Origin of the sequence: Glaciecola nitratireducens FR1064 (assembly GCF_000226565.1) — a bacterium.
GTDB classification, from domain to species: Bacteria; Pseudomonadota; Gammaproteobacteria; order Enterobacterales; family Alteromonadaceae; genus Glaciecola; species Glaciecola nitratireducens.
The window spans coordinates 3,414,539-3,438,841 of sequence record NC_016041.1; the positions used below are offsets into that span (position 1 = coordinate 3,414,539).

The 24,303-nt window shown below is 44.0% G+C and carries 15 protein-coding genes; 10 read left to right on the forward strand and 5 right to left on the reverse strand.

Features of this window, described 5'->3' with window-relative positions:
- Nucleotides 1-60: 60 nt before the first annotated feature.
- Nucleotides 61-750, reverse strand: coding sequence for a GTP cyclohydrolase I FolE (folE, locus tag GNIT_RS14575; protein WP_014110038.1), 690 nt, complete (start codon nt 748-750; stop codon nt 61-63).
- Between the two features lie 213 nt (nt 751-963).
- Between folE and folM the strand changes: the two genes are divergently transcribed.
- Genes folM through GNIT_RS14595 form a run of 4 tightly spaced genes read left to right on the forward strand, consistent with a single transcriptional unit; the run spans nt 964 to nt 5,949 of the window.
- A complete protein-coding gene (folM, locus tag GNIT_RS14580; RefSeq protein WP_014110039.1) occupies nt 964-1,677 on the forward strand; it encodes a dihydromonapterin reductase in 714 nt (237 codons plus the stop codon).
- Between the two features lie 54 nt (nt 1,678-1,731).
- Nucleotides 1,732-3,885 carry a TonB-dependent receptor gene (locus tag GNIT_RS14585; RefSeq protein WP_014110040.1) on the forward strand — a complete coding sequence of 718 codons (2,154 nt, stop codon included), beginning with the start codon at nt 1,732-1,734 and terminating at the stop codon, nt 3,883-3,885.
- A 58-nt stretch (nt 3,886-3,943) separates the two neighbouring features.
- Nucleotides 3,944-5,011 (forward strand): agmatine deiminase family protein, encoded by a 1,068-nt coding sequence (locus GNIT_RS14590; protein WP_014110041.1) that lies wholly within the window; start codon nt 3,944-3,946, stop codon nt 5,009-5,011.
- A 47-nt stretch (nt 5,012-5,058) separates the two neighbouring features.
- Nucleotides 5,059-5,949: a carbon-nitrogen hydrolase gene (locus tag GNIT_RS14595; RefSeq protein ID WP_041246908.1), complete on the forward strand. Its 891-nt coding sequence runs from the start codon at nt 5,059-5,061 to the stop codon at nt 5,947-5,949.
- A gap of 17 nt (nt 5,950-5,966) precedes the next feature.
- Here the strand turns inward: GNIT_RS14595 and pdeM are convergent, their stop codons facing one another.
- On the reverse strand, nt 5,967-6,701 hold the full coding sequence (gene pdeM / locus GNIT_RS14600; protein WP_014110043.1) for a ligase-associated DNA damage response endonuclease PdeM: 735 nt from the start codon (nt 6,699-6,701) through the stop codon (nt 5,967-5,969).
- Entirely contained in the window at nt 6,698-9,163 is a 2,466-nt protein-coding gene (locus tag GNIT_RS14605) for a ligase-associated DNA damage response DEXH box helicase (RefSeq protein WP_041246909.1), read from the reverse strand. The genes pdeM and GNIT_RS14605 overlap by 4 nt, the downstream gene beginning before the upstream one ends.
- Before the next feature lie 153 nt (nt 9,164-9,316).
- Between GNIT_RS14605 and GNIT_RS14610 the strand changes: the two genes are divergently transcribed.
- The 3 genes from GNIT_RS14610 to arsC all read left to right on the forward strand — a co-directional run bounded on the left by GNIT_RS14610 (nt 9,317) and on the right by arsC (nt 12,582).
- Nucleotides 9,317-10,333 (forward strand): ligase-associated DNA damage response exonuclease, encoded by a 1,017-nt coding sequence (locus GNIT_RS14610; RefSeq protein WP_014110045.1) that lies wholly within the window; start codon nt 9,317-9,319, stop codon nt 10,331-10,333.
- Between the two features lie 126 nt (nt 10,334-10,459).
- Entirely contained in the window at nt 10,460-12,085 is a 1,626-nt protein-coding gene (locus GNIT_RS14615) for a cisplatin damage response ATP-dependent DNA ligase (protein ID WP_014110047.1), read from the forward strand.
- 140 nt (nt 12,086-12,225) lie between these two features.
- Nucleotides 12,226-12,582 carry an arsenate reductase (glutaredoxin) gene (arsC, locus tag GNIT_RS14620; protein WP_014110048.1) on the forward strand — a complete coding sequence of 119 codons (357 nt, stop codon included), beginning with the start codon at nt 12,226-12,228 and terminating at the stop codon, nt 12,580-12,582.
- 28 nt (nt 12,583-12,610) lie between these two features.
- Here the strand turns inward: arsC and GNIT_RS17755 are convergent, their stop codons facing one another.
- Entirely contained in the window at nt 12,611-14,161 is a 1,551-nt protein-coding gene (locus GNIT_RS17755) for an amidase family protein (protein WP_014110049.1), read from the reverse strand.
- 343 nt (nt 14,162-14,504) lie between these two features.
- On the opposite strand from GNIT_RS17755, the gene GNIT_RS14630 reads away from it, so the two are divergent.
- From GNIT_RS14630 to GNIT_RS14640, 3 genes are all read left to right on the forward strand, one after another.
- Nucleotides 14,505-14,750: a hypothetical protein gene (locus GNIT_RS14630; RefSeq protein ID WP_014110050.1), complete on the forward strand. Its 246-nt coding sequence runs from the start codon at nt 14,505-14,507 to the stop codon at nt 14,748-14,750.
- Nucleotides 14,751-15,035: 285 nt separating this feature from the next.
- Nucleotides 15,036-17,303, forward strand: coding sequence for a catalase/peroxidase HPI (gene katG / locus GNIT_RS14635; protein ID WP_014110051.1), 2,268 nt, complete (start codon nt 15,036-15,038; stop codon nt 17,301-17,303).
- Between the two features lie 231 nt (nt 17,304-17,534).
- Complete coding sequence (locus tag GNIT_RS14640) at nt 17,535-18,824, forward strand: serine hydrolase domain-containing protein (RefSeq protein ID WP_014110052.1); 1,290 nt, start codon at nt 17,535-17,537, stop codon at nt 18,822-18,824.
- 183 nt (nt 18,825-19,007) lie between these two features.
- Here the strand turns inward: GNIT_RS14640 and GNIT_RS14645 are convergent, their stop codons facing one another.
- Nucleotides 19,008-23,885, reverse strand: coding sequence for a S8 family serine peptidase (locus GNIT_RS14645; RefSeq protein WP_014110053.1), 4,878 nt, complete (start codon nt 23,883-23,885; stop codon nt 19,008-19,010).
- Nucleotides 23,886-24,303: the final 418 nt, after the last annotated feature.

The following is a 24,303-nucleotide window of genomic DNA, read 5'->3' on the forward strand; positions in this document are numbered from 1 at the left end:
GCCCCCGAAATTTATGTCAACTTTCGGGGGTGATTTCAATATCATTACACCAACAACACTTTACTTCAGTTGGTAAAATTCTCTACGCAAATCAGGGTTGGTGCTAAACGCGCCTCCCAACGAGCTTGTTCTGGTAAAGGATTGGCTATCTTTCACGCCTCTTGCTTTCACACAGTAGTGGGTTGCATTAATGCTGACAGCAACATCATCCGTTCCAGTTAGCGCTTGAATAGCTACCATGACCTGCTGAGTCAACCTTTCTTGTACTTGCGGTCGCTGCGCAAAGAATCCGACTAAGCGGTTAATCTTTGACAAACCAAGGACGGTATCCTTTGGAATGTAGGACACGGTTGCCGTTCCATCAATTGTGACAAAGTGGTGCTCACAGGTACTGGTTAGGCTAATATCGGTTACCTGAACAGGTTGATCGATACTCATCTTGTTTTCAATTTGCGTTATTTTTGGAAAGGCACGATAGTCCAAACCAGCAAAAATCTCATTGACGTACATTTTAGCGATGCGATTTGGCGTATCCTGCAGGCTATCGTCAGTCAAATCTAGCCCAAGCGTTTCCATTACTTCACGCATTGCGGCTTGAATTTTAATTCTTTTCTCTTCGTTGCTTAATGCATTCTCAACCATAGGTGTTTCAAGACCTTTGGCTTCTAATGCTCGGCGGACAATAGTCGCTTCCGCTGAAATTGAAGGTTCAGCTGCTCCGCGAATTTTTATAGCTTCATGCGCTAACATTTGGTCTTCCGGTAAATAGTATAAAAATTGTATACGTGTTGAATTGTCAGAAAGGTTTACTTTTTCAACTTAAACTTTAAATATTCCGCAAGCATTCCTTAAAATTTTCAAAAAAACTTTATTTTGTTCGAATTTAAGAAACGCAGCGTATATCCTCTAAACAACTTTATTTTGAACTTGCATTTTTAATCACCAAAAGGACCCAGCATTTTAATGACTTCCCCCATACTCATTACAGGAGGCGCCCAACGCCTTGGCTTGGCAATTGCAAAAGACTTAATAGCTCAGCAACACGAAGTAATTATAACATACAGAACTAAAAAGCCCGCAGTAGATGAATTAAAAGCGCTAGGTGCGGTGGTAATCCAAGCTGACTTCGCAACGCAAGATGGTATAACAACGCTAATTTCGGACGTAAAAAGTCAAACCAAAACCTTACGTGCTGTTATACACAATGCCTCAGACTGGGATCAGGAGGCCGATACGAATGACTATAACCAGTTGTTTCAAAAGATGATGCAGGTGCACGCAAATACACCTTACCAACTGAATTTAGCGTTGCAAAATATGCTGGCTTCTAATGATGTTGTCAGTGACATTATTCACATGACCGACTACGTACAAATAAAAGGCAGCAAAAAGCACATCGCTTATGCCGCTAGTAAAGCAGCTTTGCACAATTTAACACTGTCATTCAGTGCACTACTAGCACCAAAGGTAAAGGTAAAGGTAAACAGCATTGCACCGGCACTAGTGATGTTCAACGATCATGATTCCCCCATCTACCGCGCAAAAGCCCTAAAAAAATCGCTGCTTGAAGTATGTCCAGGTCCGCAAGAAGCGGTAAAAGCGGTTAATTATTTGCTGAGTAGCGATTATGTCACCGGTCAAACATTGCACCTAGACGGTGGTCGCCATTTAAAGTAGCCAATTACTTTTATTTTTTCGACAACAATTTCAATAAAAAATCACAGGTTCATAATGACAATTTTCCAGCGTCAAGATTCACATTCTTCGGTAAAGCAAGCAGCAAAGTTAAAACTAGACTCAGTTTTTCAAACTCCTTTTAAAGTCACGTTGCTTACGGCAATATTTTTAGCTAACGGTTGGGCATCTGCGAATCAATCTACGGTTCAAGACATCGCTACAAATAAGGTCAACACCAAAACAGAGCAAACGATAGAAAGAATGGTCGTTACTGCTAATCGCAGTAAAACCACACTACTTTCAACGGCTTCAAGTGTAGATGCGATTAATTCAAGTGCGCTAGATTTAATTGGCCACCAGCATATTAATCAAGCATTGAGTCGAATTTCGGGCACATGGATCAGTCGAGGTAATGGTCAAGAGCATTTGACTGCAGTGCGCTCTCCAGTGCTAACAGGCGCAGGAGGTTGCGGAGCATTTTTTATGGCTGTTGACGGCATTTCATTGCGTGCGCCTGGCTTTTGTAACGCCAACCAGCTATTTGATGCAAATTCAGAACAAGCCCAAAGCATTGAAGTATTGCGCGGCCCGGCTAGTACCTTGTACGGCACAAATGCAGTGCATGGCGTAATCAATATTTTATCACCTGATGCATTTTCTGACGACGCTAACTACTTAGCCATTCGAGCTGGGCGCGATGATCACATTAAAACAAGCTTAGGGTTTCGGTCACAGCAAAACAATTCTGCACTTGGTGTATTCACCAACATAACGCAAAACAATGGCTATCAAGCAAATAGTGGCTATGACCAGCAAAAGCTGACTGCTATATATGAGCATAAAGGCGACGTATGGCAAAACAAAACATTGGTCGACATGGCTAACCTAAATCAAGAGACCGCAGGCTTTGTTGAAGGATTTGAGGTATACAGAGACGCACAAATTCGCCGTTCAAATCCTAATCCAGAAGCGTATAGGGATGCCAAGTCGCTGCGCGCATATTCTGCCTTTAGCCGTGATTTAGACACCGGAAAATTAACACTGACCCCATTTTTACGGTGGAATGAGATGGCGTTTTTACAGCACTTTTTGCCTTGGAAAGCGCTGGAAGAAAACAGCAGCACTAGCGTTGGATTGCAGGCTCAATACTATTATGTAATCGGCGACTTATCGTTTACGGCGGGCATAGATACTGATTTTACAAGAGCAAACTTGAGAGAAAGCCAAGCACAGGATTTTTCACCGACGATACCCGCTGGCGAGCACTATGACTACGATGTAGATGCCTCACAAATCGGCTCTTACTTGCAAGTGCAGTGGCAATTAGAGGATTTCCTGATAACTGCCGGCGGTCGACTTGAATATATTAACTATGACTATGACAACCTTCTGTCTGACGGCAGCGCATGTGCTGCAAATGTGACAGGCTGCCGATTCTCGCGTCCAAGCGACCAAGATGTCGACTTTACCGTTTTTTCTCCGTCCTTATCGCTGCTTTACTCTATTAACAGTGAGCAGTCTATTTATGCGAAATGGAGTCAAGGTTATAGAGCCCCTCAAGCCACAGAACTTTTTAGACTGCAAAATGGCCAAGAAATTACCGATTTAGACGAAGAAGAAATGGATGCCCTTGAACTAGGTTGGCGTTTGTACACCGACAGTTTTAATATTAATGCATCGGTATTCATGCAAGACAAATCAAACTTTATTTTCCAAGATAGCAATCGACAAAATGTGTCAAATGGAGAGACTGAACACAACGGTGCTGAAGTATCGGCAACGTATAATCTTAATGACAATATCTACATCAATGCGAATGTCAGTTATGCAGAGCATAATTATACCAATGACCTAACGCTGGCTCGTACAAGTATAAAAGGCAACGAAATTGACACTGCTCCGCGGTTTATGGGATCAGCACAATTGGGTTGGAATATAAATCCGTCATTGCTAACTGAACTGTCGCTGCAACGCATGGGCAACTACTATCTCAACCCTGAAAATAGCGCTGAATATGCGGGCCATACTTTGTTAGATTTGAATTTGCGTTACGCATACTCTGAGCAATTGGTTTTAAGCGCAAATATCTATAACCTGCTGGATGAAGACTACGCTGAACGAGCGGACTCTGCTTTTGGCAACTATCGCTATTTTGTTGGGCAACCTCGACGAATATTCTTAACAGCAACATGGCAATGGGCGCAATAATCGCTATAATCCACCCATTCGCGATACGCGCTTGTTTTGTTTAGGAACTGAGCTACTTATGTCTTTCAAAAATTCACAGCCTGCTTTAACCCTTCTTCCCGAATGGGCCGAGCAGGAGGCCGTTATTCTCGCATGGCCAAATCCAGATACTGATTGGAAACCCTGGTTGGTTGACGTTCAGGCAACGTATATTAGTTTAATTAGTGCCATCAATGACGCTAACGCGACAGTAATTTTACTTTGTCGCGAGCAAGAGTTAGGTTTGATAAAAAGCTTAATTCCATACAGAGCAAAAGTACTTTGCGTTACCTGTGAATATAATGATACGTGGGCTCGTGATTACGCATTTTTAACTTGCGAATCGGCCGATGGGAACGTTCCGCTTAGCTTCCGGTTTAACGGCTGGGGACAAAAGTTTGATGCCGCTAAAGACGATAAAATAAATCAGCTGGTGTTAGCCGACCTTTGTCAGCATCCTATGCAGTATTGCGATATCGTCGCTGAAGGCGGTGCGCTTGAAATTGACCAGAATCAACACTTAATATCGACACACTCGTGTTTGTTTAATGAGCTTCGAAACGGTGAATTAACTGAAGAAGAGTATGTTGATATCTTTAGGCAACAGCTGGGTGCGGAGAAAATCAGCATATTCGAGCATGGTCATCTAGAAGGCGATGACACCGACGGACATATTGACACTTTAGTGCGTTTTACGCCCCTGCATGGCTTAGTTATTCAAGGCGCATACAATCGACCTAATGATAGCCATTTTGAAGGACTATTTAAGCTGCGCATGGAGTGTCAACAAGCCTTTCCCACACACGCTATTTATGAACTGCCATTGCCTGATATGCATAATGAAGAAGGTGATCGATTGCCTGCGTCTTATGCCAATTTTCTCATCTGCAATATGTCGGTTTTATTTCCCATTTATCAGCAAAAAGAAGATGCTGAAGCCCTAGAAGTGATAAAGAAAGCTTTTCCAAATCACAAAATTGTTGCGATCAACTGCGCGCCATTGGTTCAGCAATTCGGTAGTTTGCATTGCATTACTATGCAGGTGCCGCAAAATACCTTAAAGCCTGAAATCATTGAAAAAGCACAAAATGGAGTGAGCGAATTATGAGTACACAATCATCAGATAGCTTGAGTAAGAAGGCGGCTTCAAAACAGATGAAATCTACACTAAAAGTGGGCTTAGTTCAGCAGTCTGTCGCGTCCAATAATAAGCTTGAAAATTGGACAAAAAGTGCTGAAAAAGTAAAACAACTGGCGGCCGATGGCTGCGAATGTATTTTATTGCAGGAGCTACACAGCACCTTGTACTTCTGCCAAGAAGAAGACGTTGACGCGTTTGATTTGGCCGAGCCCATTCCGGGAGACGCAACCGCTTTTTTTGGCGAGCTTGCAGCATCACTCAATATCGTATTAGTAACGTCCTTATTTGAAAAACGTGGATCAGGCCTTTATCACAATACAGCTGTCGTTTTTGATCGCAGTGCTGATATAGCGGGTAAATACCGCAAAATGCACATTCCGGACGACCCCGGCTTTTATGAGAAATTTTATTTCACACCAGGTGATATGGGCTTTGAACCTATTCAAACCAGCGTGGGTAAACTCGGTGTTCTAGTGTGTTGGGATCAATGGTATCCAGAAGCCGCTAGGTTAATGGCAATGGCTGGCGCGGATATTTTATTCTACCCAACGGCAATTGGCTGGGATAAAACAGACACGATTGATGAACAAAAGCGTCAACAAGATGCATGGCAAGTCATTCAACGCTCACATGCGGTCGCAAATTCAGTACCCGTTATCGTTGCCAATCGCGTCGGTTTCGAGCCCTCACCGATTGCAGGCGATACAGGTATTCAATTCTGGGGGCATAGCTTCATAGCCGGCCCTCAAGGTGAAATACTCGCGCAAGCAAACAGCAGCGATGAGCAATTGCTGGCAGTGGAACTTGATATGCAGCGCACCGAAAACGTAAAAAGGATTTGGCCATACTTCAGAGATAGAAGAATAGACGCTTACGCTGATTTGACGAAGCGCTGGCGAGACTAAGTCGGTCTCATTTTAAGCTAGCGGATATTAAATATTTTCTGTCCGTAAAGAAGAAATTGGGCGGGCTTTTCAGTAATGATATTTTTAATCGCCTTATCATCAACCGAAAGTCCTCCTGTATACTGACCAAAGGCCGGCATAAGTAAGACGTCATTAGCAACAATAAAACACTTCCCCGACATGCTGTGCCCTGATTGCTTGGTGCGCATCTTGGGATGAAAATGGCCAATAATTTGCGCTGTTATCGTCTGAGTACTTGCTTGCTCTTCATTGATTTTTTTCAAGTCTTCTGGCTCATGCACTAGCAAAATATTGTGTTGCTTAAGGCTTACAAAAGATTCCCCCGCGATCTCTTTAGGAATTTCTGGATCATGGTTACCCAGCACCCATTGCCAGTTCTGCACAGAACCCACCATGCTATTCAGTAGCTGGATATTACTGGTTTCCATGCGACTAATCGCATTACCATCATGAAAGCTGTCACCCAAACAAACGACACATTTGGGCTGATAGGTTGCAAGTACCTTTTGCATGTTATCGAGGGTTTTACGCGTGTCCATTCTTGGCAATGGATTAGCAAATTGAGATAAAAAGCTGCCTTTTTCGAAATGTAGATCAGAGAAAATCAACAAATCGAAATCGGGCCAAAAAATCGTACCAGAGGCATCCAGCAGGAAACGGTTATTTGCAAATTCTACAATGCAGCTTTGCTTATGGCTCAGCCTTGCAATTAGGGCTTTTTCTGATATCAAACTGTCTTCCCTGCACCGCTTGGGTTGAGAAGGTCTTTCACCTCTTGCAACATATTTTCAGCCTCTTGATACAAGCTTGCCTGTTCTAATAGCGCCTCAGCGCCCTGACCTTTTACTTGTTCTGATTTTACCGCTAACACAATAGGAATTGCCATCGGCGAAGCTTTCGATAACACTCTGAAATCAAACTGCTGATCAAAGCGAATCAACATGTCGGCTAAACGCTGTAAATCAAGTAACTCACGCTCAGCATCCTCACGAGTAACGCGCAGGAGTATGTGGTCTGGATCATGCTCTCGTAAGGTGTCATATATCAAGTCGGTTGAAAACGTGACTTGCTTCATGGTTTTCTTAGTGCTGTGATATTGCTGCTCTATTAAGCCGCTCACGATTGCCACCCTGCGAAACGAACGTTTCAGCATCGGCGCTGCCAGCATCCAATCTTCAAGCTCGTCACCTAAAATATCAGGGTTGAATAGCTTCGGAAGATGCGCACTTGTGACCGCTTCAATTGAAGAGATTGAGAGCCCATAATCTGTAATACTGAAGCTCAGTGGCTTCAGCCCCATTTTTTCCATTCGTCTTGTTGCCAGCATGCCCAATGTTTGATTGGCCTTACGGCCTTCAAAGGTATAAAAAAGTGTGTACTGAGTTTTCCTGTAAGGGAATTGTTCAATTAGGACTTTAGTCGTTTTTGGGATCATCGAAAAATTGCGCTGAAGCTCGAGCCACTCAACCACCTGCTTAGGCATTTTTTTCCATTCTTCGGGGTTATTCAGTAGTTCTCGCACTCCATCGGCTAAGAATGTACTGAGCGGCAGTTGCCCGCCCGTATAGCTGGGAATTTTGGGCTCTTTAGCTTTGCCCGGCTTAGCTTCAACCATCATGTCTTTGATACCTTCAAACCGAAGCACTTCGCCGGCAAAATAAAAGGTATCACCCGGCACGAGTGTTTGGGCAAAATACTCCTCTACTTCACCAATAATTTTACCCTGATGTGAGCGCCGTAAACGCTTTACTTTTAACCTACCCGCTTCGACAATTGTCCCAATATTTTGGCGATGACGCATAATGACGCGCTTTGACGCTGGCTCGAATAAATTATCTTCACGCCTATGCAATCGGTTATAGCGCTCATAAGCCTGCAGTGCGTAACCGCCGTTTTCCGTAAATTGCCACAGTTGATTGAAGGTTGTTCGGTCTAGTCCGCCGTAAGGACTTGCATCAATCACCTGTTGATAAATTTGTTCTTCATCTGCTGGGGCACTGCACAAACAGTTGATGATGAACTGTGGTAGCACATCCAACGCACCAGACATTGGCGCACCGCCGTCCAACTCATTGCGCTTTATCGCGGTAATAGCCGACTGGCATTCCAAGGTTTCAAATCGATTTGCGGGCACCAATAAGGCTCGTGATGGCTCATCTAAGGTATGATTCGAACGCCCGATGCGTTGCAATAATCTGCTTACGCCTTTTGGTGCGCCAACTTGTATCACGAGATCGACGTCGCCCCAGTCGATGCCTAACTCTAAAGCGGAGGTTGCCACAATGGCTCTTAGCTTGCCCGACGCCATCATATTTTCTGTTTTTAAGCGCTGTTCTTTGCTTAACGAACCATGATAAATAGCAATGGGTAACAACTGACTATTTTCATTCCACAGGTGCTGAAAAATAAGTTCAGCTTGAGCGCGGGTATTGACAAACACTAAGGTCGTTTTTGCTTTTGCGATTTGTAAGTAAATATCTTTAACGGCATATTTTCCCATATAGCCGCCAAAGGGCATTCGCTCTTTTGATGTGAGAATTTTAATACTGGGCTTAACTCGACTATTCACCTGCAAAACATCGGTAGGTTCACCATTTTCACCTAACCAAGCTGCTAGTGATGCCGGTTGTGCTACCGTTGCAGATAAACCAAAGCGCGTCATACTCGGACTTAAATATTGCAAACGAGCGAGCGCAAGAGCAGTGAAGTCTCCACGCTTGGTAAAGGCAAAGCTGTGCGCCTCATCTACAATGACAGCTTTGACCTTGCCAAATATGCGCGGTGCATCAGCATAAGATAACATCAGCATCAGTGATTCAGGCGTGATCAATAAAATATTAGGCGGCTTTTTACGCTGTTTTTGTCGCTGATAAGATGTCGTATCTCCCGTTCTGGAGGCCACAGTAATGGTAAGACCAATATCATCAATTGGCTGTTGTAGATTTCGATGGATATCATGAGTCAGCGCTTTAAGAGGAGATATGTAAAGGGTGTGCAGGCCTGTTTGCTCTTGCTTCGCAAGATCGATTAAAGAAGGCAGAAAACCCGATAGTGTTTTCCCAGCCCCCGTTGGCGCGATAAGCAAGGTCGATTGATTTTTACGAAACGCATTTACCATCTTTTTTTGATAAGGTCGCAAAACCCAGCCACGCTGCTCAAACCAACGTTTAAAGTTATCAGGAATAGATTTCATTAAACCAATATCAACTCTTTTAAGTGACAAATGCGGGCGCATGATTTGACTTTATTTCGTCAAACTTGAGCAAAAGTATGAAATAAACGCACTTAAAAGCGATTTTATTCGTACTCAGAAGTATCGCTTTTTTTAACGATAGTACTGAGTTATATGCAACATCCTCGATATTGGATTAATACTAACGAAAATGGATTATATTGCGAGGCACTCGATGCCTATATCGATCCCGTTAATCCAGTCCATCGTGCCATTATAACGCATGGCCATGCTGATCATGCTAGAGCAGGACACGGTGAAGTTTATGCGACTCCCGAGACCATGGCAATAATGCGCATTCGATACGGAGAGGAGCACGCAGAAAAGCAGATAGAATTAGCTTACAACGACAAGATAGCCCTAAATAAGGGCGAATTAATATTTAAACCCGCGGGCCATATTCTGGGCTCAGCGCAAGCAGTCATTGACCATAATGATCATCGTTTGGTCATATCAGGTGACTATAAGCGCAGCTATGATCCAAGCTGTGCGTCATTTGAAGTAACGCCATGTGATGTATTCGTCACTGAAGCAACGTTTGGCCTGCCTGTGTTCAAACATCCCCCGATTAATCAAGAGGTGAATAAACTACTGGCATCACTGGCGTTATTTCCAGACCGATGCCATCTTGTCGGTGTATATGCGCTAGGTAAATGCCAAAGGGTCATCTTGGCATTACGTGAGCTAGGCTATAGCAAACCTATTTATATGCATGGTGCACTGTTAAAGCTTTGCGAACTCTATTCAAGCTATGGCATTGAGCTTGGGAATATTGTTCCGGTTAACGACGTTGAAAATCTTAAATCCTTGGCCGGTGAAATCGTACTCGCGCCACCTTCGGCGCTGAACGACAGGTGGTCTCGCAAACTCCCTAATGTTATGACAGCCATGGCCTCTGGCTGGATGCAAATTAGAGCACGTTCAAAACAACGCCGAGCGGAGCTTCCCATTATCATCTCTGATCACTGTGATTGGCCGGAGCTATTGCAAACTATTGAGGAGGTAAATCCACAAGAAGTGTGGGTAACTCACGGACGTGAGGCCGCGTTGGTGCATCAGGCAAAGTTAATGGGATATGAAGCCAAAGCCCTGTCGCTGATTGGTCGTTCTGAGGGGAATGACGATGACTAAATATATGTTGCTTTCTCTAGTGCTATCAACATCCCCTCTTTATTTTTCGCAACGGGATACTTCGCAACCGGAGACTTCGCAGCAGCAGGATAAACTCACTCAAAACTTCAAAGGGAATTTGCTTTAATGGACGCGTTTTCGAGGCTTGTTGATCAACTCTACTTTACCTCTAGCAACTTAGCTAAATCAGCTATTTTGCGCGACTACTTGCGCACAACGCCAAATCCAGATAGAGGTTGGGCGATAGCCGCTATTGCCGGCACTCTCAATTTTGATTTATTCAAGCGAAAACTCATAAAGGATTTGATAACCGCTCGCGTTGATCCCGTATTGTTCGATTTATCATATGATTATGTGGGTGAAATGAGTGAAACCGTTGCCCACTTGTGGCCAAGCACTGGCGAAGCAACGAAAGAGCTTTCAAAAAATGTATCATTACCCAGTTTGCATGAGCTCGTCGTGCTTTTTAAACAAAGCAACAAGCAGCAAGTAGAAGAGATCTTGGTAAGCCTACTAGACCGAATGACCGCCCCGCAGCGCTGGGCCTTAATTAAGTTAGGCACACGCGGTTTACGTATCGGTTTATCAGCCCGATTCCTAAAGAAAGTATTGGCGGAATACGCCAACGAATTACCGCAAAATAATATAAGCACCGAAGATATTGAACGAGTATGGCATGGCGTGGAACCACCCTATCTCGACTTGTTTGACTGGTTGGAGGGTAAAGCGGATAAACCCGATGTATCAAAAAAGATTACGTTTCAGCCGGTCATGCTCTCCCACCCGCTAAGTGACAACGAACTCACAATTATTTCATCAGAGCATTGGCAAGCCGAGTGGAAATATGACGGAATACGTGTGCAGTTAGTCTGCAATGAAAACGGTAAAGCCTTGTTTAGCCGCACAGGCGACGATATTAGCGGCAGTTTTCCTGACCTTCTCGATAGTATTGATGAGACGCGTGTATCTGGCGTATTTGATGGCGAGCTACTAGCGATGCAAGACGAGCAGATTAATAGCTTCAACCAACTTCAGCAGCGTTTGAATAAAAAGAAGCCTAGCAAAAAATTGATGCAAGAAATTCCCGTTGGAATGATGCTTTATGATGCCTTAGTCATTAACGGTAGCGACCTAAGAGAAAAAGCATTGCGAATACGCAGCTCGCAATTAACAGCTTGGTATGAACTACAATCAAATAGACTCTTGAAGCTTTCCGTCCCTCTAGTTTTTAACAATATTGAAGAACTTCGAGCCCTTCGTGAAAAAGCTAATATCTCTGACAACGGCTACATTGAGGGGCTCATGCTAAAGAATAAAGACAGTATTTATGTCGCAGGCAGACCCAAAGGTCAATGGTACAAATGGAAGCGAGATGCGAAGCTAGTGGACGCCGTTATCATGTATGCACAGAGAGGACACGGCAAACGATCTTCTTTCTATTCTGACTACACCTTTGGTTGCTGGCAGGATGATAAGTTATTCCCCATAGGAAAGGCCTATAGTGGTTTTACTGATGATGAGTTGAAGCAACTCGATAAATGGATAAGGAACAATACCATTGGACGTTTTGGGCCGGTGAAAGAGGTAAAAAAGGAATTGGTTTTTGAAGTCGCGTTCGACTCTGTTCACCATTCTAAAAGTCATAAGTCGGGCGTTGCACTTCGCTTTCCTAGAATTCATCGAATAAGGTGGGACAAACCAGCAAGTGAGGCTGACCAACTAACCACTCTAGTATCGCTGATTGAGAAGTAGTACAAAGCGGATGCCGCCTATTTATTTGATCGCGTAAAGGTTATCATTCGTTACATTATAATAATCTATGGCAGTTTATTTAAGGGCGCAGGCACTTATGCCACAGAACATCGTTATAGCCTGAACAATAGGATGGATTAATGTCTGAAGCAATTTTTTATCACAACCCTCGATGCTCAAAAAGTCGCGAGGCTTTGGCCTTTGTACAAGAGCAGGTCAAAGATCTTCTGGTTGTAGAGTATCTTAAAACGCCACTCGACAAAGCCGAGCTTTTTGATATATATCAGAAACTAGGCATCCAGTCTGCGCATCAAATGATTAGGTCAAATGAAGCGGAGTTTGATCAAGCCGGTTTATCGGATAAGTCTAGTGATGATGATGTTTTGGCCGCGGTTGAAAAGTTTCCTCGACTTTTAGAACGGCCCATTTTGCTTTATAAAAACCGAGCAGCGATTGGCCGACCGCTCGATCATATCGTGTCTTTGCTGCACGACTAAGCTATCAATTTGCCTCGCCGATAATGATTTACGACAACTCGCTTGAGCTTTCACAAAGCGCAGCGGGTTTGTTGTGCAATGCTTCAATTAACGCGAGTACAACATGTTCCTGATTCGGCCTAGCGGCAATTTGCGCACTCAACGGCATACCTTCAGAATCAGCTACACACTTTTGTGCGCTTGAAATCGCCAAATCAATGGAGCCGGTAGTCACTTCAATATCTTTCTTATTTACAGTCGCGACGTTTGCCACACCAGCCGGAAAACCAGTCACATTATGAACTAAGCTGTACGTTCCTGCTAAGCCCATTTTTTCAAAAGCCTCATGCAAATATGCAGGTACAGCGCTAATTGGGTGAATAACGGCGTCTAGCTTACCTATAGGAGATTGGTCCATAGCGGCAATATATTCCTCAGAGTAAGCCTTTCTTTCTTGCTCTAAAGCATCTCTTTCAAGCAAGGTCGTCGCAGCAAGATATTGCATTATTCGAGCCTGCTGCTTTTGACCACACAACAGAAGTAATTTTTGTAAAGCTTTGCGAACAAAAGCTGGGGCTTTCATCAGCATAGCAAGCTTGCTTATTTGCATAGCCGGTTTATCTTTATCGAGTGGCCCGAGAATGTATTCGCCATTGTTGATTGAGATAGAGCGGTAAAAAATGCTTTCGGCTTTGTTCAAATTGGGAGGGTGGAACTCTGTCACACTAACGTTTAGCGCTTTGAGTTTATCAATTGTTTTTTCAATCGCTTCGCGCACTGGTTTGCTAACAGGAAATAAACCATCATCGACATAGAATCCTACTTTTAAACTCGTAATATCAAGGTTTGTAAAGTTCTTGAACGGTGCAACGTCCCAACGTTGGCTAGCCGCTTTTTGCATGATATCCAATGCCAATTTCAACGATGCTGCATCTTGAGCAATTGGGCCTACGCATGAAGCTACCGGGAGTTTATCTTGGATTGGACTAAATCTCGTGCAGTCTCTCAAGGCACCCATCGTGGGTTTAATACCACAAGCACCGTTTACCGCCGCAGGAATTCGTACACTACCACCAATGTCTGTGCCAATGCCCAGTGGCGATAGTCCCTGTCCTATTAATACACCTTCACCGCCGCTGCTGCCGCCGCAAGAGAAAGCCTGATTGTGCGCATGATTGGTTCTGCCGTATACCGGATTGTCCGACTCAGTAAATGAGAGTAGCTGTGATACATTCGATTTACCCAATATAACCGCGCCCTCATCTAAGAGGCTTTGCACATATATGTCGTTTTTATCAGGATAATTGTCGCAGCGGTTGAGCAGGCCAAAAGTACTTGGCGTGTCGATTAAATCAAAACACTCCTTTACCGTTACGGGTAAGCCATGAAGCAAACCGAGTCGGTTGCCTTGTTTGTATGCTTCATCAGCTAGAGAAGCCTGCTTTAGAGCCCGCTCAAAAGTAGGGACAACTAGCGCGTTTAAATTAGGATCTTGTTGCTTTATCAGCTGAATAAAGTACTTTGTCAGCTCGACGCTACTCACTTCACCACAGCTTAACAAGCCAATAAGCTCGACTGCGCTTTTGTTCTTGAATTCCATCACTTAATATTCCGATATTATTGTTTTTATTATTCGAAAGCCATATTTTTGGCTAAACGCTTACCCTTAATGATTGTTGTTTAATCGAGTTATGGAGTCCAGACTTTCTTTGCTCTTTTTTTGCCTATTTTGCACCTCATCGTCTAAAAACAGGTCCCTCTGGCCTTTACTCGCTTAAGCTTGAAAAAAATTGATGCCCATTCACAGCTTTTTTAGAAAGCGATGTAACAACTTCTAACAATCTAATCGACTGATATCCTTGTGCAATTGAGTTATTTCTAATAAGTTAAGGGGAGTGCTAATAATTACACGCTTCTACAGTGAAGCTCATAAGTGAGGACATATGTCAGGACAAGGATCAGGTGGTAACGTAATTGCCGCAATTTGCTCATTTTTTATTCCCGGATTGGGTCAGTTAGTACAAGGCAGAATTTTAGCAGCCTTGGCTTTCTTTGTTATTGCGATGGGCAGCTATGCGTTGTCAGCAACCGTTATTCTAATATTCATGTGGCCTGTCGGTGCAATTGCACACATATGGTCAATCATTAGTGCGGCAAAATTTCGTTCTATAGATGCTCGAATTCGATAACACAAAAGCCCAACATTGTTAAAAACCGAGATAACAGAGCGCAAGAACTCATTGCAAAAGCCACCTTAGTTATAGGTGGCTTTTTTCCAAGAGCGTATCCACTATAACTTTTTCGATTACATCAATCGCTTTTATTCACTCCAAATATATAAATTCAGGTCTATACTTAAGGGACGAGCGAGAAATTCGTTTTGGCTGCGAGCCTGCATAGTATAAAAGTGAAAGTTCAATTATATTTCTATGCTGATCGCAATTCGCTTATTAGTTAATTTAGGGATATGAAACATGAATAAAAAAAGAATTTTTTCAACAACTCGCATTGCAGGAATAGTCAGTTTACTGATGATGTCGGGTGCTGTTTTGGCAGAAACTGCCGAAATAAGCAAACCCAAAGGCCCAATGGGCTCTGGCGTAGCGCAAGCTAATCAAGCAAAAACTAACCAGTTTTGGTGGCCAGATCAGTTGAACCTGTCTGCTTTGAGAGATCACGACAGCCGTTCAAATCCTTACGGCGCAGACTTCGATTACGGCGAAGCTTTCAGCAAGCTTGATTTGGCTGCTGCAAAAAGCGATATCAACACTCTTCTCACGACTTCGCAAGATTGGTGGCCAGCTGATTTTGGTAACTATGGTCCATTTTTTATCCGCATGACATGGCATAGCGCCGGTACATATCGAACGTTAGACGGTCGCGGTGGTGCAGGCGGTGGTCAGCAGCGTTTTGAACCACTGAATAGCTGGCCAGATAACGGCAACTTAGACAAAGCTCGCCGCCTATTATGGCCAATTAAAATGAAGTATGGCGAAGCGCTCTCTTGGTCAGACTTGATGGTATTAGCTGGTAACGTTGCACTAGAAAACATGGGCTTTGACACCTATGGCTTTGCTGGCGGTCGTGCAGACGACTGGGAACCAGATTTAGTTTACTGGGGTCCTGAAATTGAGATGCTAGCCAGCGACCGTGAAGATCGCGAAGGCAAGTTACAACGCCCTCTAGGCGCTACTCACATGGGTCTAATCTACGTAAACCCTGAAGGTCCTAAAGGCGTGCCTGACCCAATTGGTTCAGCTAAAAACATTCGCGTCGCATTTCAACGTATGGCGATGAACGACGAAGAAACACTAGCGTTAATCGCTGGCGGCCACACTTTTGGAAAAATGCATGGTGCACGTAAGCCTGCTGATTGCTTAGGTCCAGAGCCTGCTGCGGCCGGTGTTGAAGAACAGGGCCTAGGTTGGAAAAACAAATGTGGTAAAGGCCATTCAGAAGACACGACGACGAGTGGTTTAGAAGGCGCTTGGACTCAAGCACCAACGCGTTGGACTTCATTGTACCTAAGTAACCTGTTGAATTTCGAATGGAAGCAAACACGCAGTCCTGCTGGCGCTATTCAATGGATACCTACCGATGAATCGCTGCACAAGTCAGTTCCGGATGCGCACGTCGAAGGCAAATTTAACGCACCAGTGATGACAACTGCAGATTTAGCACTGAAGTTTGATCCTGAATACAGAAAGATTGCGGAGCGTTTCCTAGCGGATCCAAAAGAGTATCAACTGGCCTTTGCAAAAGCTTGGTACAAGCTAACACATAGAGATATGGGACCAAGAAGAAACTTCTTAGGTAACGAAGTACCAGAAGATATTAAAATTTGGCAAGACCCTATTGCAGACGACACGATGTCAACAATTGACGGTGACGATGTTGCTAAGCTAAAAGCCAAAATACTTGATTCAGGACTCACTGTTCCAGAACTAGTAAGAACAGCATGGGCCTCTGCAGCTAGCTACCGCGAATCGGACATGCGCGGCGGTGCAAATGGTGCTCGCTTAGCTTTAGCGCCACAGAAAGATTGGGCAGTTAACAATCCTGCTGAAACAGCGAAGGTGATTAAGGTACTTAAAGAGATCCAAAGCGATGCGAACGGTGGTTTCTTCAATAGTGACAATGTGTCGCTTGCAGACCTTATCGTTCTTGGTGGCGCAGCCGCTATAGAAAAAGCAGCGAAGGATGCTGGTTACAATGTGTCGGTACCTTTTACTCCTGGTCGCGGTGATGCAACGCAAGAACAAACTGACGTTAATTCATTTTCGCTGCTAGAACTAAGCGCAGATGGTTTCCGTAACTATTTTGACGTAAAAGAAAGCTACAAGTCACCTACTGAAATGCTAGTTGATAAAGCGGATCAGTTGAATTTGTCTGTACCTGAAATGACGGTCTTAGTTGGCGGCATGCGTGCACTGAATGCTAACCATGGCGGTGCGAAACATGGCGTATTAACTTCTAAGCCAGGCACGTTAAGCAATGACTTTTTCGTCAACTTGTTAGATATGTCGACGGTTTGGCAGAAATCTGATCAGGAAGGTGTATACGAAGGTCTTGATCGCAAAACAGGCAAGACTAAGTGGACAGCCACCTCTGTTGACCTAATATTTGGTTCTAACTCAGAGTTACGTGCGGTATCTGAAGTGTATGCTTTCGATACCTCAAAAGAGAAGTTCGTGAATGACTTTGTTGCCTCATGGGTTAAAGTCATGAATGCTGATAGATAGTAGAAACGAGAACGCCAAATGCCTTTTAGTGGTATTGGCGTTCCTCTACTAGCGGCTATAGTGCTTAGCCATCTACTGCGCCTACACTAACGCTGCTTTTATCTAGGACAACTTTAAAAATGCCGCATCATTTATCATGATTGCGGCATTTTTTTATGCCTGACGTTTCTAATTTGCAAGCCCTTCCCTAACGGTTACACTAATCACCCCATAAAATAATAAAAAGTCATTATGAAAAAAATCTTAGTTGTTTTATTGAGTATGTCGCTTACGGCATGCGTCGTATCGGTCAATGAAAATAGCGGTCATGCGCAACAAGAAAGCAGCACGTCACAGGCAATTGGCACTAAACAAGGCTTTTCTGAGCAACGTTTACTGCGTATCAACAGCAAGATGCAGGAGTATATTGATGAAGGCAAACTTGCTGGCATCATGACCTTAGTGTCACGCAACAATCAAACTGTACATTTTGCAGCGCAAGGCATGCAGGATAAGGATGCCGGTATACCTCTGCGGCGTGACACCATTTTTCGCATTTACTCAATGACCAAACCAATAACCACCGTTGCAGCACTAACGCTTTGGGAACAGGGCAAGTTTCATATGAACGATCCTATTTCCATGTATTTACCTGAACTTGCTAATTTGAAAGTATATGTGAGTGGTAGTGGCGAGAATATGGTTTTAGAGGATGCTAAATACCCCATCCGCATCATCGATTTATTTACCCATACAGCTGGTTTTAGCTATGGATTTAGCGGTAGCGAAGTTGACAAACTGTATCGCGCATCACCAATGATGCAAGGCAAAACAAAGCCAGAAAATGTGTTAGCGGAACTCGCGAAACTGCCGCTTAATCATCAACCGGGCACACAATGGAATTATGGCGTCAGTACCGACGTTATTGGCTTTTTAGTTGAAAAACTCAGCAATATGAAGCTCGGAGAATATGTAAAACAAGAAATACTGACTCCTCTAAATATGCAGGATACCGGTTTTTATGTGCCCGCTGAAAAGGCACAGCGCTTTTCCAAGGTATATAACAATAACAAAGAAGGGAAAACTGCGGTAATGGAAAACGAGCCATTAGGTGATTTCCTGAGTGATCCGGCAGTTCATAACGGCGGTGGAGGCATGGTCTCTACAATCGACGACTTCTTAATATTTGCGCGCATGTTATTAAATAACGGCGAAGTGAATGGTGTTAGAATTTTAGGCCGTAAAACGGTTGAATATATGCGCTCTAATCACCTTCCGGCTGAACTGCTGCCTTATCGTAACAGCGCTGCTGGAGAAGGATATGGATTAGCGATGTCGGTAACCATGAATACGGATGATGTGAAATTTATGAGTTCTGAAGGTAACTTTGGTTGGTCAGGTGCAGCATCAACCTACTTTAGAATAGACCCAGTTGAGAATTTAATCATTATCGGTATGGCCCAGTTTATTCCAGTCGGTACGCATCCCTATTCAGATGATTTACGCAATTTGACTTATCAAGCCTTAGTTGATGAAAAGTAAGTACAAGCGCTTAAACTAGATAACTTGATTGAGTTTGAGTTTGAGTTTGAGTTTGAGTTTGAGTTTGAGTTTAACGCAATAATAAAAAAGGCCTGATTCAGTACAATACTGAAATCAGGCCTTTGCATTTAGTAAGCAGTTGAGAACCTTCCTCAACCACCTACTGCATTTTCACTAATCAGATTAGTGCATATTTCTTCTACGTAACCACACTAAAGGTAATAACAATAGCGCGATCCAACCTGTGCTACCGCCATCCTTCGTATTGAACACAGTCACTGTCACTGTTTGTTCAACGGTATTTAAACCATCAGTAGCAACAACAGTAAACGTCACTTTAGTTTCATCACCAGTACTAGGAGCTTCTGTAGAGAAGCTGCTGCCTGGCACACCATTGATAGTGTAAGTGACAGTGTCGCCTTCAGGATCAGTGGCTGAAGCGCTTACGTTGATTGTTAGACCTTCTTTAATTCTTGCTGGTGCGCTGACTCGTAGCGATGGAGCAAGGTTATTTTTGATCGTAACATTCGCAGTGGCTTTGCTGAAGTTACCGTTGCTATCTGTTGCTCTCATTTCAAGAACGACGACAGAATCTTCGGTTACTTCTGGAGCAATTAACTTAGCTGCTGCAAGACCGTTTCCAGCTATAACTGCTGCTGGACCTGATACTTGTACCCAAAGGATATCAACTGCATCGCCGTTTGGCTCAACAACAACACCCGGTAGTAATAGCTCACGCATCTCCGTAACTTCTAAATCAGCAACAGTTAAGCCGTCGATAGTAGTTTGTGGAGCACCTTCAACCTGAACACCACCGAACACTTCTGATGCAACTGTTGCTGTACCAGGAATGTTAGTTACTGAAGACATAGCAAGCATTTGGATTGGACCACCTGCGTTGTCTTCGTCAACCGTTACAGTGAATGAAAGCTTGGTAGGTTGGTCAGGAACTGGCTGTAAGAAGTAACAAATTAATGCGCCGTCTACAGCATCCGCGCCAATATCACCAATTGGAGTATTACCTGAACCGAAATAGCCTACGTGGTGAGTTGTAACACCAGCAGTACCTTGGTCATTTTCGTAACCGATAGTGGTCGGAATTACCGTAGGTAACTCATGTATCATGTCGGTATATGCATATACTAGATTTGGTGTTCCTGGTGCCGCATCGTTGTTAACAACAATTTGGAAGTCAGCTCTATCATTAACGCCGTCATAGTACGTTAACATGTTGTCCCATTCGATGATTACGATCCCGTCACCACCCGTCGCGGCAACAGTAACGCCACTACCGCCGGCTATATCTGCAACTAAATCACGCCATAGCGGTGCCATAACCCCATTAGGTACGTCAGTATCAGGCAGGAGTTGGTTGACATATTGAGTTGAACCAACATCGCCACCCAATGTTATGAAACCATCTTCAGTGATAGTGAAGCCATTATATTCAGTTCCTAAGAATTGAATTCTATTGCCAAACACAGCCGCTTGACCGTCTCCGTCAATAGCAGGGTTCAAGCCGATACCAAATCCAGCTAGGTCAATGTATGTGCCAGCACCAAAAGGAACTGCACACATCGCGTCATTAGCGTTAGTCGATATTCTATAAGATGGCTCTGCACCTAATAGTGAAGGCTGAGTCAACGTCCACGTAAGTGTATCACCCTCGACAACAGCGTCAGTGCTGTCTTCGTCTAGCGTAACACCCTCTGGTAACGTCAACGAAACTTCATAGTCTCTGTCTTCGCTAGTAAAGTTAGCATCAACTTCAACTGAGAATTCAAGAGAGTCACCAGTTTCCAGTCTGTCTAACGAAGAAGCTGTTACACGAACATCGTCTTGTCCACGCACTACATCAACAGCAATCAAACCAAGGTTACCAGCGTTTTCAGCTGAAGTACCTAAGTCCATTGCGCCAAAGTAAAGGTCGCCTTCCATACCGTCAACTAAGTCCCAAGTCATACGAATATCAAATGGTGTTAATTGTGGAATTGAACTAGGTGCATCAATAGTAAGATTAGTACCCACTTCACCGTCAACAACAGCGTAGTTTAGGTTGAAAGTGTCAGTTGCGTCTGCAGCTGATGCAGCCCAGTTCTGCACTATCATCCAGTACATACCAGCGGCTGGTAGTTCAATCTCTACTCTTTCACTAGCAGAACCTGTAGCAGCGGCTCCCACTATTTCATCAGAAGTTGGTATACCATCGCCATTTGCATCAATAACTACAAATAGGTCTAAGTCTGGTGAAGTAGAATCAGAAGTCGTTACCACTAAACGCTTAGCACCTTCTGGTACATCTGCAGTAGCGATAAATAAACCGTCAGTTAAGTCGTCTAAGAAGTCTGAGTTATCAGAATCTTGTGCAGCAGAACCTTCAACTACAGTGGCTTTTGTTAGGCCATAAGAAGTTGCGGTAAATTCTGAGATCTCAACGGCTAAAATATCTTTAAGCACGTATGAATCTTGATTACGTTTCGCTTCAGCAGTTACCGACTCAGGCACTGTTCCGTTAGACGCTACTACTGAAACCGGCCAATGTAAGTCTGGCGAGCTAGCAGAAGTGAAGTTAACAATACCGAACGAATAAACATCGCTAGGAGAGTTAAACGCATCAACCGTTACGGTTACTGCTTGAGATTGACCAGCAGTTAAATCGAATGTTGCTGGCGTTACAGTAATACCCAAATCACCAAGGATAGAAGCACCGTCTACTGACCATGAACCATCTTTAGTTGCAGTCACTGTTCTTGTCCAAGTACATGAACCAACGCAGTTGTTGTCGGTAATACTTGGCAAGTTCAATGAACGTGGCTCACCGCCAATGTTCGGGTTAGCCGCTTCATAATTAGCAGCAGTTTCGTCCATGACTAAACCAGCTCTAACCGCTACGTCCACTTGAACTCGACCTGAGCCCATGTCAAACCAATCACCTGCAGTAACACCATCTTCTTTCTTAACAGTAGGTGTCGCAGTCATCGCAAGTGCTGAGCGAATGTTGTCGGCAGTCCATGTTGGCTGAGCACTTTTAACCAATGCAGCAGAACCGGCTAAATGCGGCGAGCTCATTGAAGTACCAGACAAGTAGTTAAAGTCACCCGCTGCTGGCGTATGTCCATCGTGACCAAACTGTTGGTCGGCATAAGCAGCATAGATGTTCACACCAGGACCAGTGATGGTCGGTGTAAGTGTAGAAATGGTTGTACCAGGTCCCTTGGAAGAGAAGCCAGCCAGCACATCAACACGATCTTCGTTAACACTTTGCACGCCAGTAGAAGCGGTTATGGTCGCCATGTGGTTTTCACCAGAAGCTAACCATGTTTTTAAGGCATCGCCGTCTGCTGAGCTAACGTGGATCCCAGGGATCACGTAAAGGTCAGGGTTTAAGCTATCCGCACCACCAGCAAGGTTTGCCAGTACAAGACCGCCCGCACCGCCGGCAGCAGCATTGACCGCTTTGTCAACGCGTGCTATTGCTCCGCGATCACAAACAACAATTTCACCGCTGAAAGTATTATCAGGAAATGGTTGTAAACACTGAGCTGGATCACCATCAGGATCGTTTGCATTGGTATAATCACCTGCGTAAACGATACTTGCAGTTATGCCACCTGAGTTTGAAACACCCGTGATTGGGTCTAAAGCAGTATCACCGCCAGTGAATTCACCGATTTCTTTATCATACCTAACTTCACGACCGTGTTCAGCCGCTGCAACCGCAGTATACCAAGGAGCGTGTTTTGCTGTAGTTGAAACACCCGGACCACCGTTACCAGCAGATGTTGCTACAAAAATACCTGCATTTCGTGCCGCTAAGAAAGCCAGTTCTGTAGAGCTGCCCCAAGAGAAACCACCACCACTGATAGAGTAGTTGACTACGTCTACGCCGTCGACAATCGCATCTTCAATCGCTGCACTAATTGCTGCACCTGTACAATCGCCGTATGTATCACCCGCGTCGCTGCGTCCACCCCAGCAAACTTGATATGAAATCACGTTAGCGCGAGGAGCAACACCAGAAATGCGGTCATAAACAAATCCAGTTTCAATACCTGCACTTTCAACCGCGCCACTTTCTGGCAGTGATTCTGGAACGTTTAATAATATGTTACCAATTGCTGTACTCGCAACGTGAGTACCGTGACCGCCGTAATCTTCACCATTTTTTGGCAAATCTACAGGGAATACATCGGTGTCATCATAAGTGCCAGTGATAACAGGGTAAGAATATACACCGATCAATTTATCATTACATAAGGCTGCAAACTCACCAGCACAATCACCCAAGTAAACACCTGAGCCTAGTGGGTTTGTGTGGTCGAAACCGTCGTCTGAAATATCAGCAAATGAACGATGATCAGTGTTAATACCACTATCGATGATACCAACAACTACGCCTTCACCGTAAGCGCCAACGCCACTATCAGTAGCAGTGCCTGCCCAAACTTTAGGTGCACCAATTAATGTTGGGCCTGTGTCCGTATCAACAGTAAATACTTGATCGCGCTCAACGCGCTTCACACCTGGCAGACGCGAAACAGCTTCAGCTTCAGCTGGCATCATGCGGATTGCAACACCGTTTAAGGCATATTTATAAGAAGCAACAACTTTGGAGCTACCGGCAACTTCTGCTACTTTTGTTAGTAATGAGCTTTGCTTACTTTCCAAAAATGATTTGTAAGCGATAACTGCGGGTGCTGATACGTCAAGCTTTTGACCGCCTTTCGCTCGTTTAGCGCCATCTAAACTTGTAAATTTTTTATGAGGGTTAGTCGATTCAAGACCTTGAACACCACCATCGTACATTGCAATAGAGTCATTCTCTAAATGAACAATGTAGATATATTCTTTATTTTCTAAGCCTTTCTCTGGGATAAATTTCTGCTTAGTAACAACTTTAGTGTTGCTATTCTTATTTACAGAAATCGCTTTTGATGCTGTTAGTGTATTGTTGCCAACGTCGAAGCTGTTGTTTGCAGCCCCACTCAAATCAACTGCTGCTGAGTGCATAGACATTGTCATCAATGCTGCCGAAACGGCTATTGTGACTTTTGGGTTCACTGGTAAATCTCCATTTTCCTGTTGTTCGGGGTCAATCCCCTAGGTATCTTATTATATTTTTTAGTCTTAATTTACTGCTATTTTATCGCTAGAATTGATCCAAGCTATGCTGTTTTAGCATATTTCTTTTGGGTTTGTAATAGGACGGAAACACAAATTTACATTAAATTGAAAACTCACTGTTCAAGATCCGAAACAGCAATAGTAGGTTTACCTGAGCGCTTTGCATCACGCTACCGCTGAGCACAATGACAAGTTCTTGACTCAGGCATGATGGTGCCAGATCTCACATTAGAGAAGTAATATTCGCAGGAATTGCATGGAGACGACATCGAAATGCCCATTTGTATTAGACTTAGTTAACGCATAATATGATCCAAGCATTTTGTGCGCTTGCAACTTTGTTGCCCATACAGGC

Excerpts from the sequence above, each read along its gene's own strand:
- folE (WP_014110038.1), bottom strand. The coding sequence starts at position 750 with ATGTTAGCGCATGAAGCTATAAAAATTCGCGGAGCAGCTGAACCTTCA.
- folM (WP_014110039.1), top strand. The coding sequence starts at position 964 with ATGACTTCCCCCATACTCATTACAGGAGGCGCCCAACGCCTTGGCTTG.
- GNIT_RS14585 (WP_014110040.1), top strand. The coding sequence starts at position 1,732 with ATGACAATTTTCCAGCGTCAAGATTCACATTCTTCGGTAAAGCAAGCA.
- GNIT_RS14590 (WP_014110041.1), top strand. The coding sequence starts at position 3,944 with ATGTCTTTCAAAAATTCACAGCCTGCTTTAACCCTTCTTCCCGAATGG.
- GNIT_RS14595 (WP_041246908.1), top strand. The coding sequence starts at position 5,059 with ATGAAATCTACACTAAAAGTGGGCTTAGTTCAGCAGTCTGTCGCGTCC.
- GNIT_RS14605 (WP_041246909.1), bottom strand. The coding sequence starts at position 9,163 with ATGAAATCTATTCCTGATAACTTTAAACGTTGGTTTGAGCAGCGTGGC.
- GNIT_RS14610 (WP_014110045.1), top strand. The coding sequence starts at position 9,317 with ATGCAACATCCTCGATATTGGATTAATACTAACGAAAATGGATTATAT.
- GNIT_RS14615 (WP_014110047.1), top strand. The coding sequence starts at position 10,460 with ATGGACGCGTTTTCGAGGCTTGTTGATCAACTCTACTTTACCTCTAGC.
- arsC (WP_014110048.1), top strand. The coding sequence starts at position 12,226 with ATGTCTGAAGCAATTTTTTATCACAACCCTCGATGCTCAAAAAGTCGC.
- GNIT_RS17755 (WP_014110049.1), bottom strand. The coding sequence starts at position 14,161 with ATGGAATTCAAGAACAAAAGCGCAGTCGAGCTTATTGGCTTGTTAAGC.
- GNIT_RS14630 (WP_014110050.1), top strand. The coding sequence starts at position 14,505 with ATGTCAGGACAAGGATCAGGTGGTAACGTAATTGCCGCAATTTGCTCA.
- katG (WP_014110051.1), top strand. The coding sequence starts at position 15,036 with ATGAATAAAAAAAGAATTTTTTCAACAACTCGCATTGCAGGAATAGTC.
- GNIT_RS14640 (WP_014110052.1), top strand. The coding sequence starts at position 17,535 with ATGAAAAAAATCTTAGTTGTTTTATTGAGTATGTCGCTTACGGCATGC.